We start from the raw sequence: 16,197 nt of genomic DNA, 5'->3' as shown, positions 1-16,197 counted from the left end.
CACGATCATGACGGACCAGGGCGAGACCGGTGCGGCCATCACCATCCTCCTCGTCGAGGACGACGCACCGACCTGCTGGCGTCTTCAGGACGCGCTGGTGAAGGCCGGCTACGAGGTGCGCATGGCCGGCTCGCTCAGTGAGGCCCGCGATGCGCTCACCAGTGGCGCGCCGCGCGTGCTGCTGACCGATCTGCGGCTGCCCGACGGCCACGGCGTCGAGCTGATCCGCGAGACCCGGCGGCGCTTTCCGGACACCGAGATCATGGTGATCTCGGCGCTGGGCGACGAGGAAAGCGTGATCTCCGCGATCACCGTCGGCGCCACCGGCTATCTGCTGAAGGACGCCTTCCCGACCGACATCGCCACCACCGTGCGCGATCTCGTCGCCGGGCATTCGCCGATCTCGGCCTCGATCGCCCGCTTCATCGTGCGCAGAACACAAGGGACTGCGCAGAACTCGGCAGAGCCGCCGCCCGGGCCGGTGCTCAACACCGCGAAACTGACGCCGCGCGAGATCGACATTCTCTGGGGCATCGCCAAGGGTTTTAGCTACGCCGAGATCGCGAGCCATCTCGGTCTGTCACGCCAGACCGTGCCCGGCCACATCAAGAACGTCTACCGCAAGCTCGAGGTGCACACGCGCGGTGAAGCCGTCTTCGAGGCGGTGCAGCAGGGTCTGATCAAGCTGTGAGCGAGATTGCCGCGAAGGCCGTGGTCCCGCGGCACAGGCTGCGGCTCGCGCGCGTCGCGCCGTATCTGCTGCTCCAGGCACTGATCGTGGTCGCCACCATGCTCGGGCTACGGCTGCTCCAGCCCAGCGACCCCGACGATTTTGCGGTGAGCGAATTTTCCCTGCGCGAAGCCGGCACGACGCGGCAAGTCACGCTGCCGCATTTTACGGCGGCGCGCTATTCGCTCGACGATCCGCCGCGCTATTCGGGCAAATTCGCCTTCAGGCCCGATGCTGCTGATACGACCTGGTCGGTTTTCCTGCCGCGCTTCAGCAACGGCGTGGAGGTTGCGGTCAACGGCGTCGCCATCCTGGATTCCCGGCGCGACCCAAACGCCAATCGGCCCGACCGCAATACGCCGGAGATCGCGGTGATCCCGGCCTCGCTGCTGCGCGACGGAGCGAACGACATCACCGTGCGGCTGTTCGTGTGGGGACCGTTGCGAGGCTTTCTCGACACCGTCTATGTCGGCCCGGACGCCGCCCTGCGTCCGGCCTTCGAGACGCGCACGCTGCTGTTCGTGACGCTGCCGGTGGTATTCTCCGCCTGGCAATCGATCCTCGCGGTCATCCTCGCGATCATGTGGCTGATGCGGCGCCACGAGCCGGTCTATGGCGTTCTGGCGGTGGCGATGGTGCTCGGCGTAATACAGGCCTTCCTGCCGCCGCCATTGCCGCCGGCCACCTCGTCCCGACTTGCCGGGGTGCTGCTCTCCTCCGCGCCGATCGAGAGCGCGCTGATCGTGCTGTCGACCGTGCTGTTCCTCGGCTGGCGCTGGCCGCGCTACGGCGTGCTGCTGTTCGTGCCGGGGATCATCGTAATCGCAGGCGGCCTGATCGCAGGCCCGCCGCTGCCGCGCATTCTCTTCCCGCTTCTCGGCATCCCGACGGTCGGGTTCTGCCTGGTCCTGATGGCCGGCATCGCGGCCTACGCCGCGCTCCGGCGACAGGACGTGGCCAGCTTCATACTCGGCTGCGCGGCGACCATCGTGCTGACCTGCTGGGTCCACGACATGCTGTCTGTGTTCGAGATCATGCCCAACGAGCGCACGTTCGTCTCGCGGCTGTCCTACTCGGCGCTGCTGATCGCGATCGGCGCCGGGCTGACCTGGCGCTTCGCCCGTGCCCTAAACCAGGTCGACAGCTTTGCCGGTCAGCTCGTCGCGCGCGTGCGCGAGGCCGAGGAGCGGTTGAAGGCGAGCTTCGCCCGCGAGGAATCACGCGCGCGGGCCGCAACCCTCGCCAACGAGCGCACGCGACTGATGCGCGACCTGCATGACGGTCTCGGCGGCCAGCTGATCAGCATCGTCGCGCTGTCCGAGCGCGGGCAGGAGGGCGCGACCATCACGGACGCGGCGCGCGCCGCGCTGAAGGATTTGCGCCTGGTCATCGATTCCATGGACGACATCGGCGGCGACCTCATGCTGGCGCTCGGCTCCTGGCGCGAGCGCGCGGCGATGCAATTGCGGCCGCATGACATCGCGCTCGACTGGCGCGTGGCGACGCCGCAGGGGCTGCCACTGCACCCCGAGCTCAGGCCCTGGCACGTCATCCAGATCGTGCGCATCCTGGACGAGGCCGTGACCAATGCGGTCAAGCACGCGAGCGCCCGCCACATCATCGTGACCATCGAAACGCGCGATGACGGCCAGGGAGCGTATGGCGTGATCTGCATTGCAGACGACGGTCATGGCTTTGCCCTTGGCGACGACGGCGCGAGCCAGACGGCTCGCGGCTTGCGCAACATGAAGAGCCGCGCGGCGCGCAGCGGCGCAGTCCTCGATTTGAGCTCGGATACGTCGGGCACGCGCGTGCGGCTGCACTTGCCGCAAGTTTTTCCCGACAGCGACGCGGCCGCAGGCTGAAAAGCCCCCTCCCCGGGCGCATGGGACGTGCGGGGAGAGGGATCGGGCCGGGATGTTGGTTTGCGAAGGACGGGGGGTTCGTTCGCAGGCTCCCTGCGCCCGAAGGACGCAATCAACTCAATCCAAAGACAATCATTAGCGCACGCCGACGCGATTGACCGGGCCGCCGCGATTCATCGGCGTACCGGCGCGAACACCAACACCGGGCGCACCCACGCCAGGCGTTGCCACGACCGCAGCTGCAACCGGCGCTCCGGGCACAACCACCACCGCCGCGTCCGGCCGCACTATGCAGCCCTTGGGCACGCCGACCGTCTTGCAATAGACCACAGCCTGCGCCGGACTTGCGCCCAGCGCCACCGTCGCAGCACTCGCCAGCACCATGATCGTCAGGCCGGCATTCAGCGCTCCCATTCTTGTCGACATTTTTGCTCTCCTGCTCCCGTTCGGCGCCCCGATGCAATCACCGGGTCTCGCAGCCGACGTGCAGCCTCAATGGCAAAAGATGCAGCGCGGATACATGCCATGAAGATGGGGGGCGGCAGGCATCGCGGCGCCAACCCGACCCTCGCGATGCCATGAACATGGCATGGACCGGCACCAAGCCTGCGCGAGATGGTCCCCCCGCTTGATCCCAAGCCGACGATTCAATCCCCAAGAACAATCCTAAGAGGTGCCTCATGAAGACTTCGGTACTCGCCGCGCTGTTGCTCGCCACGACCATCCTTCCCGCCACGGCGCAATCCGGCCCCACGCTGCAGGAGCAGATGGCCTGCCGCAGCGACGCCGGCAAATTCTGCGCGGAGCACATCGGCAAGCCGCCGCAGATGAATGCCTGCCTGCGCGAGAACAAGACCAAGCTCTCGGACGCCTGCCGCAAAGTGGTGGCGTCGCACGGCGGGTGAACTTCTGCAGGAGAAGTTCGCGCGCTCGGCCGCCTGCATCACGAGCTGAGTGCCGGCGGGCTAATCGTCGTCATCCAGGCCGAACAGCCTGAAGCCGCCGCGCGGACGGCTGACGACAACATCACGGGTGTCGGAATCCGCGCGAACGTTGCGGGCGACGTCATCCCAGTCGGTCTGATCGCGCCCGCCGCGTGCATCGCGCTGGTCATAGCGGCGGCGCTCGGCCCAGCGCTCATGCCGCTCCGCACGTCGCCGCTCGGACGCGGCACGCTTCACGTCGGAATCCCTGGCCTTGGCATAGGCGTTGTCGGGAGAGGATGCCGGCTCGGTTGAGGCCTGCTGGTCGACGGGTTTTGTCGCTCGCGGAGGTGGCGCAGGCTTGGGCGGCTCGACCGCCGCCGTCGTCCGCGGAGGCGGCGGTGCCGCGGGTTCGGCGTTCGCCTGAGTGGTCTGCACATCAGGCTTGGCTTCAGTCTTGGCTTCAGTCTTGGCTTCGCTCTGCGCCTGCGCAGGCGCGGCGATCATCGCGCCGAAACTTTGCGAACCGGTAAGGTATTGCACAGGCTCAGACGGCGCATTCGTCGTAGCCGGCGCGGCGGCTTCCGCGCGCCGCTCGATCTTGCTGGTGTCCGGGCCCTGCTTGGGCGGGATCGGATGCATGATATCGCCGGCGACGATACCGCCGCCAAGACCAATGGCGATGGCGGCGACAATCGATCCGGCACCGACGAAATAGGCTGTCGAGGCACGCATTGGTCCACTCCCTGTTTGGAGCGGGCAACGCTTGTCGATTGCCGGATGTTCCTGACGGGCGCGCAGTTTCCTCGAGGAACTATGCCTCAGATCTGCTGTGCGACCTTCTCGAGCCCGATGATGCGGGCGAGCTTGCGCACTTCTTCCTTCTGGTCGTCACGCAGTTGGAACAACAGCGGCATCGCGGCCGACTTCAGCTCCTGGACCTCGTCGCAGTTCGGATCGATCGGCACACGCGGCCCGTTCGGATTGGAGAGCTTGTTGGCCGAAATCTTGCGGACGACGTTGCGCAGCGCGGTCTCAACCGAAGGCCAGTAATATTCCTGCGATGAGGACAGCTTCAGGCGATCCCTGATGCCCGCGATCTGCACGTCGGACAGCAGCGAATAGGTCTTTTGCGGCGGCGGCTTCGCGACGACCTTCGGCTTGGCCGGAGCTTCGACTGCGGCGGGCGCTTCCGCGGCAGCGGGCGCCTCGTTGACGTTCGCTTTGGAGATCGGAAAATCGGACCGTGTCGCGGCAGCAAAGGCCTGGCGCAGCGGCTCGGTCAGCACTTGTGCCTGCGACAGCCTGTCGGGGGGAACCTGCACCGGATCGATCGCGGCCGAGGCCAGCGCCAGCGTCGGAACCAGCCGGTCGGCCTTGGCGGCGCGGTTGGCGGCAAGCGGCTTCGGCGCCTCGGTGATCATCTCGGCGCTGACGCTGGGCACGCTGTCGCGGCCGAGGATGGCGGTGGTAGCGGCGCCGAGGACGAGAAAGCAGGTCAGCACGAGGATGGTGATGGCTCTGGACAAACGTCTCTCCGGAAGAACCGCTTCACGATGTTGTTAGAGATGCCCGGGAAAAGGGCACGAATTAAGGCTTGAGTGTGCCTTTGCGGCGACAATCACAATGCCTCCCGCGACAAGACCGAAAGCCAAGTGAAATCAGGCAGCGGCGGCTAGATCGTAGGAGTCCTGGATGTCGGCGACGATCTCGGACGCCTCCCAGACCGCGCGCGGCTCGACCGATTGCAGCGTCACCGTCCAATTGCCGCCCCGGCGGGTGCGGGGGACGCTGAGGATGTCGAACCGGACGTTGCGGCACAGTGGATGGCGGGCCAGTGCATGGGCGACGCGGCCGCGGATTTCGTCCAGCGTTGCGGCTGTCTTGCTGTTGAGAAAATCGAAATCCATTCGCCTGTCCCTCTCGGTCCCGATTGGCGGCCGTGACAGGGATTCTTGGCCGGCGATGGTTAATCTGCCGTTAAGCGCGGGGCGCGCGGAGCCATGCGGGACCGTGCTGAGGGGCGCGGGACGCGACCGGCGATATCGCGCGCCCTGGTGCGATACCGCACAGGCTGCTGGAGCAGACGGGACCGGATGGTGGGGTCAAACCCCCGGGATTTTACGGTGTCGTTGTGGCCTCGGCACCACAATGCATGGCGGAGTACGTATCTGTGGTGGCCGTCCGATTGCCGGCGAATCAGGGAATCAATTAGACCGCTAATGGGGCTGGGAAGCGGAGTGAGCAATGAGAGTCGCTTCCCTGGAAAGTGCGGTCGCCGCGGTCACGTTGATCACGGCCATCATCGTGGTGCTGTGGGAGATCAAGATCTTCTACGGGCTGTGAACAGGCAGGATGCCCTGGTCGAACACGACCAAGCATCCCTTCCGCGGCGGCGGAAGCCTGCCGTTCAATCGGCCCACGCAGCAACAGCAGTGCTTACGGTGACGCTCACCGCTTCTCGATCACCAGACTCTGCACCGCGCGGCCGAAATAGCCCTGGCGGTCGGCCAGCCGCGATATCGCGAGCCCGGCGCCGTCGGGGCCGATCCAGGATTCGCCGTCGAGCAAGATCCAATCACCGACCGGCTGGCGCGCGAGGCTCACCGTGAGGTCGGCGTTGATGTAGGTCCAGGCACGGAAGTCGAGCGTCGAGGCGGTGCCGTTGGAGAAATCGGCAGCGATCACGGCGCGCATCGCCTGTGAGACAGCTTCGCCTGCGACCAGCGGATGGTCGAGGCGAAACCAGATCGCGCCGGCGCCAGCCTGGCCGAAGCGGCCGCGCGCGGCGCGCATCGAGACCATGCCCGCGAACGGACTGGTCGCGCCGTGGCCGTCCTCGACCAGCGAATCCTCTGGCGACGGCAGCATGACCGGCAAATCCCTGACGTCATCAGGCAACGGCAGCGCGTGCTGCTTGATCTTGAGCACGGTGGCGCCGACAACCTGCACGCCGTCGGCGAGCAGCCTGATTTCACAGAGCTGGATCTTGCGGCCCTCGCGCAGAACCTCGCTCTCAATCGTGAGCGGTGCCACCGGCACCGGGCGCATCAAATCGATGGTGACGCGCGCAATGTTCATCGGCACTGGCGTCGGAATGCGCTCCGCCGCCCACGTCACCAGCGCGGACGGCGCCGAGCCGTGCTGCATGCGCCGGTCCCATGGCCCCGCGGCATCAGGGCTGGTGACGACGCTGTTGCCGTCGACGCGGTAGATGGCGGTCATCGTTTCTCCGTGGGCATATTCGGAGTTCAGCAAATGGTGTCGTCCCGGCCTGGTGCGCAATTTGCGCACCAGGCCGGGACGACCAGAATTTACAGCGGCGGATCGATCGCCTCGTCGTACTCCTTCTTGAAACGCGCGATCATCTCGGCTGCGGGCACGATGCCCTCGACGCTGCCGATGCCCTGGCCGCTTCCCCAGATTTCCTTCCAGGCTTTCGGCTTGGCGCGCTCGCCGGAGGCGTCGGTGCCGAAGTTCATCTTGGAAGGATCGGAGGTCGGCAGGTTTTCCGGATCCATGCCGGCGGCGAGGATCGACGGCTTCAGATAATTGCCGTGCACGCCGGTGAACAGGTTGGAGTAGACGATGTCGTCGGCCGTCGAGCCGGCGATCATCTCCTTGTACGTCTCGACCGCGTTGGCTTCCTTGGTCGCGATGAAGGCGGAGCCGATATAGGCGAAGTCGGCGCCGAGAATGCGTGCGGCGCGGATCGCCTTGCCGTTGCCGATCGCACCCGACAGCGCGATCGGACCGTCGAACCACTTTCGGGTCTCGGCGACGAAGGCGAGCGGCGAGATGGTGCCGGCATGGCCGCCGGCGCCGGCCGAGACCAGGATCAGGCCGTCGGCGCCCTTCTCGATCGCCTTGTGGGCGAATTTCTGGTTGATCACGTCGTGGAAGACGATGCCGCCCCAGCCGTGCACGGCCTGATTGAGCTCCTCGCGCGCGCCGAGCGACGAGATCACCATCGGCACCTTGTACTTGGAGCAGAGCTGCATGTCGTGGTCGAGCCGGTTGTTCGACTTGTGCACGATCTGATTGACCGCGAACGGCGCCGACGGCTTGTCGGGATGGGCGCGGTCATAGGCCGCGAGCTCTTCGGTGATCCGCGCCAGCCATTCGTCGAGCAGCTCCGGCGGCCGCGCGTTCAGCGACGGAAACGAGCCGACCACACCCGCCTTGCACTGTGCGATCACGAGATCGGGCACCGAGATGATGAAGAGCGGCGAACCGATCACGGGGATCGACAGGCGTCCCTTGAACAGAGCAGGCATGGACATTGCGGAACGATCCTTGGTTGGCAGACGCATTGAAGGTTGGGAGCCATACCAACAAGGCAATCTTTCCACTGTCAAGTATTGCGTTTTGCCGCCGTGGCGGACGCCGTTACCGCAATTCCAACCCGCGGAATTCCTCTCTCACCTCTCCCGTAAGGAGAGGTCGAATTGCGCAGCAATTCGGGTGAGGGGATCAAGTCCCACGAGCGAGCGTAACCCCTCACCCGGCGCTACGCGCCGACCTCTCCCTGTGGGAGAGGTGTGGCACCTGCGAGCGATGAGATCACTCCATCATGTCCGGATTGATCAGCCGCTCGAACGAGAACATCTCGTCCCATTTCTCCTGCGTCAGCAATTTGCGCTCGACCACCACGATCTGGTGCAGCGACTTGCCGCTCTTGTAGCCCTCGCGCGCGATCTCGGCGCATTGCTTGTAGCCGAGCAGCGGCTTCAGCACCGTGACGATGCCGAGCGAGTTCAGCACCATGTTGCGGGTGTGCTCTTCATTCGCGGTGATGCCGACAACGCAGTTCTCGCGCAGGCTGTTGACGGCGCGCTCCATGGTACGGATCGAGAAGAACAGTGCGAACGAGATCACCGGCTCCATCACGTTGAGCTGGAGCTGGCCGGCCGACGCAGCGAGCGTCACCGTGGTGTCGAGGCCGATGACGAGGAAGCTGGTCTGGTTGACGACCTCGGGGATGACCGGATTGACCTTGCCGGGCATGATCGATGAGCCCGGCTGCAATTGCGGCAAATTGATCTCGTTGAAGCCGGCACGCGGGCCGGAGGCGAGCAGGCGGATGTCGTTGCAGATTTTCGTCAGCTTGCTCGCGGTGCGCTTGAGCACGCCGGAGAGCTGCACATAAGCGCCGGTGTCCGAGGTCGCCTCGACGAGATCGCCGGCGAGGATGAAGTCGACGCCGGTCAGCGCGCTCAGATGCCGGACCGCGAGTTTTGGATAACCGTGCGCCGCGGTGACGGAGGTGCCAATCGCGGTGGCGCCGAGATTGATCTCGCGCAGCAGCGCGCGCGCCTCGGAGATGCGGTCGACCTCCTCGCCCATCGTGGTGCCCCAACCGCGGAATTCGGCGCCGAGCGACATCGGCACCGCGTCCTGCAAATGGGTGCGGCCCATCTTCAGCACGCGGTCGAACTCGCGGCCCTTGGCGAAGAAGGCTTCCTGGAGCTGGCGCAGCGCCGTCATGTAGCTCTCGAGCCGCAGGATCAGCGCCAGCCGAAACGCGGTCGGATAGGTGTCGTTGGTCGACTGGCCGTAATTGACGTGATCGTTGGGGCTGACGTGCTGATAGTCGCCCTTGTTGAAGCCGAGCGCTTCCAGCGCGAGGTTGGCGATCACCTCGTTGGCGTTCATGTTGGTCGAGGTGCCGGCGCCGCCCTGGATGAAGTCGGTGACGAACTGATCCATCATGTCGCCGGCAATGACGCGGTCGCAGCCAAGGATGATCGCGTCGGCCACCTTGGTGTCGATCGCGCCGAGATCGCGGTTGGCCATCGCCGCGGCCTTCTTGACGTAACCCAGCGCCTTCACGAAGTAAGGCTCCTGGTTCATCGGAATGCCGGTGATGTGGAAGTTCTCCTTACCCCGGATGGTCTGGACGCCGTAATAGATGTCGTCGGCGATCTCACGCTGTCCGAGGAAATCCTGCTCCGTACGGCTCATGGGCGCTCCTTGCTGCTCGCGCGCGGGCTCACTCGCATCAGTTCTGGCACAGCGCGCTGGTGACGACGGTATCGGTACGGCAATCATCCGGTTTGCGTTGCCTGCCCGGAATGAGAACCTTGGCCGAGCATTTCTCGGCGGAATCGGTGTTCAGGCTCTTGCCTTCCTTGTAGCTCTTGCTCTGGCAAAGCTGGTCGGCGGCGAGCTTGCAGTCGGGCGCACCGTTGGAGGAAACCGGACAGGCCACGCGTCCCGACACCATGGTGGACGGCCGCGCCAGCCGCGACAGATCGTTCATGGTCTCGCGTGGGCTTTTGATCGGCGGCAGAATCGAGGGCAGCTTGTCGAACAGCTTGCCCATTTCGTGGATCAGCCCGGGACTGTCCTCACGCGCCGGCGCAGCGGGCGTCGATGGCGGCGGCGCGGCCTGCGGCCCCTGTTCCTGCAGACCGAACGTCGGCGGCGCCGATTGTGGCCATCCGGGCCCGCCGGCAGCGAGCAGGGCCAACAGCACTCCTGAAGTCAGCGTCCCGAGCCGCAGGACCGGATTGCCGGATCGAACCATCATGCCGGCAACCGTAGCCGAAGCCGGCGCGGCGTCAAAGCGCTGTGGATCCAAATCCTAGATCAGCTTGATCGCCACGACGAAGCCGAGCACCAGCACCAGGGCGCCGAGCGCGACCCACAAGCCGAGATTTCGCTCGAGCCTGACCCGGATCCAATCGCCATAGCGATTGATGACTATCGCTGCCAGAAAAAACCGAATGCCACGGCCGACAATAGAACACAGCACGAATAGCCAGATGTTGTAGCCGGCAAATCCCGAAGCGATGGTGACGAGCTTGTACGGGATGGGCGTGAGCCCTTTGCCGATGATGATGACGGCACCCCACTTGGCGTAGGAGTCGCGAAACGCATCAATCTTGTCGCCAAGCCCATAGAGATGGATCAGCCACAGGCCGACCGAGTCGTAGAGTAATGAGCCAATGGCATAACCCAGGACGCCGCCCGCCACTGAAGCCGCAGTGCAAATGGCTGCAAACATCCATGCGCGCTGCGGGCGCGCCAACGACATCGGCGCCAGCATCACGTCCGGTGGGACCGGAAAGAATGAGCTTTCGGCGAAGGCCACGGCACCCAGGATCCAGAGCGCGTAGGGCTTGTGAGCGGCGTCGATGCACCAGTCGTAGATACGTTTGAGCATGGCGCCGCGATGAAGCACCATGGGACGGATTTGTCCATCGCCAGTTTTGTGACGGTTCTAGCGTGATCCGGAAAAGTGTGTAGCGGTTTTCCGAAAAGATCACGCTCAAACAACGACCTAAAGCGCGATGACGCTTCGACCCAATTTCATCGCGCTTTAGTGCCGCTTGCGCGCCGCGCGGCCCTCGAGCGCGGCAATTGGCCGCCGGGCAGAGATGGACGGTGACGCGACTTTGGGCAGCTTCATCGGCGATTTGGGCAGCTTCTCGGCAATGCCGAGCATGTCCTCGCGCCGCGACATCTCGCGCCAGACGTCTTCAGGACGCACGCCGGCCGAGGCCCAGAGCACGGTGAGATTGTAAAGCAGATCGGCGCTTTCCCGGACCACGGCCTTGCTGTCGCCGTTGACGGCGTCGATCGCGACCTCGATCGCCTCCTCGGCCAGCTTTTTCGCCATTTTGGAGGGCCCACGCTGAAACAGCCGGGCCGTACGCGATGTTGCCGGATCAAGATCTCTGGCCGCGAGCACAGCCAGATATAGCCGCTCAAGCGAATCACTCATGGTTCTGAAAACTACTCTAAAGCAATGGCGAGCGCGTTAACGCCCGACAATAAAGGCAAAACAGGCCGTCGCGGCAAGCACGACAGCCTGTTGTGGTCAATCCTTCGTAGCTAAAGCTAGTAGCAGTTGGTGTAGTAGCCCTGGCCGCAGAGCTCGGACGGAGCCGTGCCGCCATAGCGCTGATATTGATAGTTTGGGCCCGGACCGTAATAGGGTCCATCACCATAGTAGGCAGGTCCGCTGTAATAGGCGGGACCGCCATAATAGGGCCCGTTGTCATAGGCGTAGGCGTCACGGGTTGCGGCAATCGCAAGGCCAGTGCCAATGGCGCCGGCAATGGCCGCGCCGGCAAAGGCCGCGCCGCCGCCGCCATGCCAGTGACGGCCGCCTGCGATCGATGCGGTGGGAGCGACGCTGGTCAGCGCTAGCACCGCCGCGGTGGCGAGAACGGCCTTGCGGCCGGCACACTTCGAAAATCGGTCAAACATGACTTGGATCTCCTCTTGGACCCTCCTTGGGACCTTCAACGGTGCCTCGAGACAGGCTCATGTCCTTCAAACACCCGCATCCCATGTTGGGTTCCCCAACCCCAACACAAGCTGAACGATCTTGCGTGATCATGACGCAACCGCCGCTCATCAGCCGTTCATGTTGGCGTGAATCAGGCCATAACAACGCGGAACCGGCGACCGGTTGACGTTTGTAAGCAGATAGCTTACGTTGATCTTCGCATCAGCTTTTGGCAGCACGTTGATCAAGTCTTTCCGGAACAAGGCTCTTGGCGATCTTTGGTCTAAGGGAAGGACAGCAAAGATCGATTCGAAGATGCACGCCAGAATCCTGCGATGGCTCGATCAACTCGATAGTGCCGCTCTTCCTGAGGACATGAATGTGCTCGGCTTTGAGTTCCATCGTCTGCACGGGAAGCCGGTCAGATACACCGTCCATGTGAATGGTCCTTGGTGCATCACTTTCGAATTCGAGAACGGCAATGCATATCGGGTCGATTTCGAGCAATATCACTGACACCGAGCCGAGAGTAACTCGGCGTGGAGCTGCCATGGTCGAATATCCTGCCAAGAGAAATCTCCGCCGCTGCCCCGTTCATCCCGGCGCGGTGCTTCGCGAGGACATGCTGCCGGCCTCAGGCAAGACCAAGGTCGAGATCGCGCGCCTGTTGGGCATTTCGAGACAGCACCTTCACGACATCATGGAAGAGAAGAAGCCACTGTCGCCGGAGGTGGCGGTGCGCGTCGGAAAGCTGTTTGGGGGTGGCGCAGGGATCTGGGTCCGGATGCAGGCTGCCTGCGACACCTGGCACGCGGAACAGACGGTGGACGTCAGCCATATTCCCACCTTGAAGGTGGCCTGAGCCGTCCACACCAGTGTAGCCTTGCAATCGTTCAACTGGTTGACTGACGACCTTCTCACGGTCCAGCGTATCGTATGTCCATCTTCAGCCTCTACACTCGTGTCCTCGAGCTCCTCGGCAAAGAGGCGCGGCTGGGCTGGCTCCTGGCATTCGCCAATCTCCTGCTGGCCGGCTCGCAATTCGCTGAGCCGGTGCTGTTCGGACGGATCGTCGACGTGCTCTCCGGCAACACGGTCGCCGGCTCGAATTCGGCCTGGCCGTTCCTCATGGCGTGGGTCGCGTTCGGCCTGTTCACCATCGGCTGCAGCGCGATCGTGGCGCTGCAGGCCGACCGGCTCTCCCACCGCCAGCGCCAGGCGGTGCTGACCAGCTATTTCGAGCACATTTTGCAACTGCCGCTGACCTTCCACTCCGGCACCCATTCGGGCCGGCTGATGAAGGTGATGCTCAACGGCACCGACGCGCTGTGGCGGCTCTGGCTCGGCTTCTTCCGCGAGCACTTTGCCGCGATCCTGTCGGTGGTGGTGCTCTTGCCGCTGTCGCTCTATTTGAACTGGCGGATGGCGATCCTGCTGTTCGTGCTCTGCGTCGTCTTCACCGTGCTGACGACCTTCGTCGTGCGCAAGACTTTCGGCATGCAGATGGCGGTCGAGGAGCAATACAGCGAGCTCTCCGCGCGCGCCTCCGACGCGCTCGGCAACGTCGCGCTGGTGCAGAGTTTCGTTCGCGTCGAATCCGAGGTGAAGGGCTTGCGCTCCATCGCCGACCAGTTGCTTGCGGCCCAGATGCCGGTGCTGTCGTGGTGGGCGCTCGTCACCGTGATCACGCGCGCCTCCACCACCATCACGGTGCTCGCGATCTTCACGCTCGGCATCGCGCTGCACGACCAGGGCCTGACCTCGGTCGGCGAGATCGTGATGTTCGTAAGCTTTGCGACCTTGCTGATCCAGAAGCTCGAGCAGGTCGTGAGCTTCATCAATAACGTCTTCATGGAAGCCCCGCGCCTGCGCGAGTTCTTCAACGTGCTCGATGCCGTGCCCGCGGTGCACGACCGGCCCGATGCGATCGATGCGGGGCGGCTCTCCGGCCTGGTCGAGTTCAACGACGTCACCTTCTCCTATGACGGCAAGCGGCCGGCGATCGAAGACCTCTCCTTCACCGCGCTGCCCGGCCAGACCATCGCGCTGGTCGGCCCGACCGGCGCCGGCAAGTCGACTGCGATCGCGCTGCTGCATCGCGCCTTCGATCCGCAATCCGGCTTCATCAGGATCGACGGCATGGACGTGCGCGGCGTTACGCTGACATCGCTGCGGCGAAACATCGGCGTCGTGTTCCAGGAAGCGCTGCTGTTCAACCGCTCGATCGCGGAGAATTTGCGCGTCGGCAAGCCGGATGCGACCGAGGCCGAGATGCGCAAGGCGGCCGAGCGCGCGCAGGCGCTCGACTTCATCGAGCGCAGCGGCGGCTTCGAGACCAATGCCGGCGAACGCGGCCGCATGCTCTCCGGCGGCGAGCGGCAGCGGCTGTCGATAGCGCGCGCGCTGCTGAAGGACCCGCCGATCCTGATCCTGGACGAGGCGACCAGCGCGCTCGATGCCGTCACCGAGGCCAAGGTGAACGCTGCTCTCGATGAAGTGATGAAGGGCCGCACCACCTTCGTGATCGCCCACCGCCTCTCCACCATCCGCAATGCCACGCGGATCCTGGTGTTCGAGAACGGACGGGTGATCGAAAGCGGAACTTTCGATGAACTCGTGGCCAAAGGCGGCCATTTCGCCGAGCTCGCGAAAGCCCAGTTCATGGTGAATCAGAACGCACGGCCCAGCGTGACAGCGGCTGAGGCAGTCGCGACTGCCGCCAAGTCCCCTTAACAAGTCCCCCTAGCATCGTCGAAATTCAGCCTATTTCATTGCGGAATACGACCCGGAAACCCCTATTCTCGACACATGAGCCGGTATAGGTTTGCGCGGCCGCAAGCGGCGGCGCTGGATTTCAGAACCGAACAGAGATCACGAGAGCCGTCCGGAACCGGCGGATCTCCAAGGACCGGAATCGGATAGTGCACGCCTTTCGCCCGCTGCTTCGCAAGTCCCTGTTCAACCTGTTCGCTGCGGCCCTCGCAGTCGGTGCGCTGCTCGCCTCGCGCAATGCGCATGCCGAAGCGTTGCTGCTGATCGAAGCCGATAGCGGCAAGGTGCTGCAGGCGGAGAATGCGACCGTCCCCTGGTATCCGGCCTCCGTCACCAAGATTATGACCGCCTATGTGACGCTGAAGGCGGTCAAGGACGGTAAGATCACGCTCGACACGCTGCTGACGGTGTCACCGACGGCGGCTTCGCAGTCGCCCTCGAAGATGGGCCTCCGTCCGGGAACGCAGCTCACCGTCGACAACGCGCTGAAAATGATGATGGTCAAGTCGGCGAACGACATGGCCGTGGTGCTGGCGGAAGGCGTCGGCGGCTCGATCGACGGCTTCTCCGCGATGATGAACGACACCGCGAAGCGGCTCGGCATGACGCAGACGAACTACGTCAATCCCAACGGCCTGCCTGCGGATGGACACGTCACCTCGGCGCGCGACCTCGGTATTCTCGCGCGCTCGTTCCTGCGCGACCTGCCGGAGTACGAATATTTCGTGCACATCCCGGCGATCCGCTTTGGCAAGCGCGTCACCGCGAATTTCAACAAGCTGATCGGCCGCTATCCCGGCGCCGACGGTTTCAAGACCGGCTTCATCTGCGCCTCCGGCTACAACCTCGTGGCGTCAGCCACGCGCAACGGCCGCCGCCTGATCGCGGTGGTGCTCGGCGCCAGCTCCGGAACTGCGCGCGCGGTAAAGGCGGCGCAGCTGCTCGAGCGCGGCTTCAGCCAGGACAATCTGTCGTGGCTGCGTCCCTCGCTCGGCACGGTCGAAAACCTCGTGCCGGTCGATGCTTCGCCGCCGAATTTGCGCGAGGAGATGTGCGGCGGTCACCACAAGCGGCCGGCCAGCGACGACGACGATGCGCTGATCGCGACCAATGGCGGCACCAGCGGATCGGCCTCCGCCACCGGGGGCGAAGCTCAGGTGACGTTCTTCACCGCGGGTCTTCAGCCGCCCCTGATGAAGGCGTCCGAACTGATGGCCTCGGCCCCGGCTGCAGCAGAGCCCGTGGTCGTCTACACCGGTCCGACCCGCACCGGCGCAGCCCTGGTCGCGGCGGTCGCAGCCGACACCGATCAGCAAAACCCGCCGAAGGCGCGTGGTAAGAAGTCGCGTATCGCCAAGAAGCCTAGCGCGGGAGCGGACGCCAAGACAGCGGCGGCGAAGCCGGAGGCTGCCAAGCCTAACGCCAAAGGTGACGCCAAGACCGCGGCCAAGCCGGCGGCGAGCAAGCACGCCGCGGTCAAACCCGATGCGGCGGCCAAGCCTGCCGAGAAGCCAGTGGCGAGCGGCGATCAGGCTCCCAAGCCGGCCAAGCCCAAGGCTGTCACCAAACCGAAGCCGGCGCCCAACAACAGCTAGGTTAACGCTCCAGGCCCGTCAGGCTGCGTCCGCACTTCGCACCTGCGGCAGCCATTTGCGACGATTCCAGTAG

The 16,197-nt window shown here is 64.5% G+C and carries 18 protein-coding genes; 7 read left to right on the top strand and 11 right to left on the bottom strand.

Annotated features, from left to right (window positions below):
* The first annotated feature begins 7 nt into the window (after positions 1–7).
* Positions 8–691 carry a response regulator transcription factor gene (locus JJE66_RS14130; protein ID WP_200514848.1) on the top strand — a complete coding sequence of 228 codons (684 nt, stop codon included), beginning with the start codon at positions 8–10 and terminating at the stop codon, positions 689–691.
* The gene (locus tag JJE66_RS14125; RefSeq protein WP_200514847.1) at positions 688–2,595 is read left to right on the top strand and encodes a sensor histidine kinase; all 1,908 of its coding nucleotides are present in this window, start codon (positions 688–690) and stop codon (positions 2,593–2,595) included. Before JJE66_RS14130 ends, JJE66_RS14125 begins: the two co-directional genes overlap by 4 nt.
* A 135-nt stretch (positions 2,596–2,730) precedes the next feature.
* Here the strand turns inward: JJE66_RS14125 and JJE66_RS14120 are convergent, their stop codons facing one another.
* Entirely contained in the window at positions 2,731–3,021 is a 291-nt protein-coding gene (locus JJE66_RS14120) for a hypothetical protein (protein ID WP_200514846.1), read from the bottom strand.
* A 254-nt stretch (positions 3,022–3,275) separates the two neighbouring features.
* On the opposite strand from JJE66_RS14120, the gene JJE66_RS14115 reads away from it, so the two are divergent.
* Entirely contained in the window at positions 3,276–3,500 is a 225-nt protein-coding gene (locus JJE66_RS14115; RefSeq protein ID WP_200514845.1) for a cysteine rich repeat-containing protein, read from the top strand.
* A gap of 60 nt (positions 3,501–3,560) precedes the next feature.
* On the opposite strand, the gene JJE66_RS14110 is transcribed toward JJE66_RS14115, so the two are convergent.
* The 10 genes from JJE66_RS14110 to JJE66_RS14065 form a co-directional block, all read right to left on the bottom strand.
* A complete protein-coding gene (locus JJE66_RS14110; protein ID WP_200514844.1) occupies positions 3,561–4,253 on the bottom strand; it encodes a hypothetical protein in 693 nt (230 codons plus the stop codon).
* Between the two features lie 86 nt (positions 4,254–4,339).
* On the bottom strand, positions 4,340–5,047 hold the full coding sequence (locus JJE66_RS14105) for a hypothetical protein (protein ID WP_200514843.1): 708 nt from the start codon (positions 5,045–5,047) through the stop codon (positions 4,340–4,342).
* 132 nt (positions 5,048–5,179) lie between these two features.
* Positions 5,180–5,428: a hypothetical protein gene (locus JJE66_RS14100; RefSeq protein WP_200514842.1), complete on the bottom strand. Its 249-nt coding sequence runs from the start codon at positions 5,426–5,428 to the stop codon at positions 5,180–5,182.
* A gap of 541 nt (positions 5,429–5,969) precedes the next feature.
* Positions 5,970–6,743, bottom strand: a complete 774-nt coding sequence (locus JJE66_RS14095) for a thioesterase family protein (protein ID WP_200514841.1) — start codon at positions 6,741–6,743, stop codon at positions 5,970–5,972.
* A gap of 89 nt (positions 6,744–6,832) precedes the next feature.
* Complete coding sequence (locus JJE66_RS14090) at positions 6,833–7,801, bottom strand: nitronate monooxygenase family protein (RefSeq protein WP_200514840.1); 969 nt, start codon at positions 7,799–7,801, stop codon at positions 6,833–6,835.
* Positions 7,802–8,081: 280 nt separating this feature from the next.
* Positions 8,082–9,482, bottom strand: a complete 1,401-nt coding sequence (locus tag JJE66_RS14085) for an aspartate ammonia-lyase (protein ID WP_200514839.1) — start codon at positions 9,480–9,482, stop codon at positions 8,082–8,084.
* Positions 9,483–9,519: 37 nt separating this feature from the next.
* A complete protein-coding gene (locus JJE66_RS14080) occupies positions 9,520–10,050 on the bottom strand; it encodes a hypothetical protein (RefSeq protein ID WP_200514838.1) in 531 nt (176 codons plus the stop codon).
* Between the two features lie 54 nt (positions 10,051–10,104).
* Complete coding sequence (locus JJE66_RS14075; RefSeq protein WP_200514837.1) at positions 10,105–10,707, bottom strand: YqaA family protein; 603 nt, start codon at positions 10,705–10,707, stop codon at positions 10,105–10,107.
* A gap of 135 nt (positions 10,708–10,842) precedes the next feature.
* Positions 10,843–11,247: a phosphoribosyl-ATP diphosphatase gene (hisE, locus tag JJE66_RS14070; RefSeq protein ID WP_200514836.1), complete on the bottom strand. Its 405-nt coding sequence runs from the start codon at positions 11,245–11,247 to the stop codon at positions 10,843–10,845.
* Positions 11,248–11,363: 116 nt separating this feature from the next.
* Entirely contained in the window at positions 11,364–11,735 is a 372-nt protein-coding gene (locus JJE66_RS14065) for a hypothetical protein (RefSeq protein WP_200514835.1), read from the bottom strand.
* Between the two features lie 262 nt (positions 11,736–11,997).
* Here JJE66_RS14065 and JJE66_RS14060 point away from each other — a divergent pair, with 262 nt between their 5' ends.
* The 4 genes from JJE66_RS14060 to JJE66_RS14045 all read left to right on the top strand — a co-directional run bounded on the left by JJE66_RS14060 (position 11,998) and on the right by JJE66_RS14045 (position 16,124).
* Positions 11,998–12,273, top strand: coding sequence for a type II toxin-antitoxin system RelE/ParE family toxin (locus tag JJE66_RS14060; RefSeq protein WP_200515360.1), 276 nt, complete (start codon positions 11,998–12,000; stop codon positions 12,271–12,273).
* A 34-nt stretch (positions 12,274–12,307) separates the two neighbouring features.
* Complete coding sequence (locus JJE66_RS14055; RefSeq protein WP_200514834.1) at positions 12,308–12,619, top strand: HigA family addiction module antitoxin; 312 nt, start codon at positions 12,308–12,310, stop codon at positions 12,617–12,619.
* A gap of 74 nt (positions 12,620–12,693) precedes the next feature.
* Positions 12,694–14,490, top strand: a complete 1,797-nt coding sequence (locus tag JJE66_RS14050; protein WP_200514833.1) for a glucan ABC transporter ATP-binding protein/ permease — start codon at positions 12,694–12,696, stop codon at positions 14,488–14,490.
* A gap of 188 nt (positions 14,491–14,678) precedes the next feature.
* Positions 14,679–16,124 (top strand): serine hydrolase, encoded by a 1,446-nt coding sequence (locus JJE66_RS14045; RefSeq protein ID WP_200514832.1) that lies wholly within the window; start codon positions 14,679–14,681, stop codon positions 16,122–16,124.
* Positions 16,125–16,197 lie beyond the last annotated feature (73 nt).

It is taken from the genome of Bradyrhizobium diazoefficiens, assembly GCF_016612535.1.
Taxonomy (GTDB): Bacteria; Pseudomonadota; Alphaproteobacteria; order Rhizobiales; family Xanthobacteraceae; genus Bradyrhizobium; species Bradyrhizobium diazoefficiens_C.
This window is presented reverse-complemented; position numbering and strand designations above follow the sequence as displayed.

Bases quoted from the DNA above. Each gene is read 5' to 3' on its own strand.
- JJE66_RS14130 (WP_200514848.1), top strand. From the start codon at position 8: ATGACGGACCAGGGCGAGACCGGTGCGGCCATCACCATCCTCCTCGTC.
- JJE66_RS14120 (WP_200514846.1), bottom strand. From the start codon at position 3,021: ATGTCGACAAGAATGGGAGCGCTGAATGCCGGCCTGACGATCATGGTG.
- JJE66_RS14115 (WP_200514845.1), top strand. From the start codon at position 3,276: ATGAAGACTTCGGTACTCGCCGCGCTGTTGCTCGCCACGACCATCCTT.
- JJE66_RS14110 (WP_200514844.1), bottom strand. From the start codon at position 4,253: ATGCGTGCCTCGACAGCCTATTTCGTCGGTGCCGGATCGATTGTCGCC.
- JJE66_RS14100 (WP_200514842.1), bottom strand. From the start codon at position 5,428: ATGGATTTCGATTTTCTCAACAGCAAGACAGCCGCAACGCTGGACGAA.
- JJE66_RS14095 (WP_200514841.1), bottom strand. From the start codon at position 6,743: ATGACCGCCATCTACCGCGTCGACGGCAACAGCGTCGTCACCAGCCCT.
- JJE66_RS14090 (WP_200514840.1), bottom strand. From the start codon at position 7,801: ATGTCCATGCCTGCTCTGTTCAAGGGACGCCTGTCGATCCCCGTGATC.
- JJE66_RS14085 (WP_200514839.1), bottom strand. From the start codon at position 9,482: ATGAGCCGTACGGAGCAGGATTTCCTCGGACAGCGTGAGATCGCCGAC.
- JJE66_RS14080 (WP_200514838.1), bottom strand. From the start codon at position 10,050: ATGATGGTTCGATCCGGCAATCCGGTCCTGCGGCTCGGGACGCTGACT.
- JJE66_RS14075 (WP_200514837.1), bottom strand. From the start codon at position 10,707: ATGGTGCTTCATCGCGGCGCCATGCTCAAACGTATCTACGACTGGTGC.
- hisE (WP_200514836.1), bottom strand. From the start codon at position 11,247: ATGAGTGATTCGCTTGAGCGGCTATATCTGGCTGTGCTCGCGGCCAGA.
- JJE66_RS14065 (WP_200514835.1), bottom strand. From the start codon at position 11,735: ATGTTTGACCGATTTTCGAAGTGTGCCGGCCGCAAGGCCGTTCTCGCC.
- JJE66_RS14055 (WP_200514834.1), top strand. From the start codon at position 12,308: ATGGTCGAATATCCTGCCAAGAGAAATCTCCGCCGCTGCCCCGTTCAT.
- JJE66_RS14050 (WP_200514833.1), top strand. From the start codon at position 12,694: ATGTCCATCTTCAGCCTCTACACTCGTGTCCTCGAGCTCCTCGGCAAA.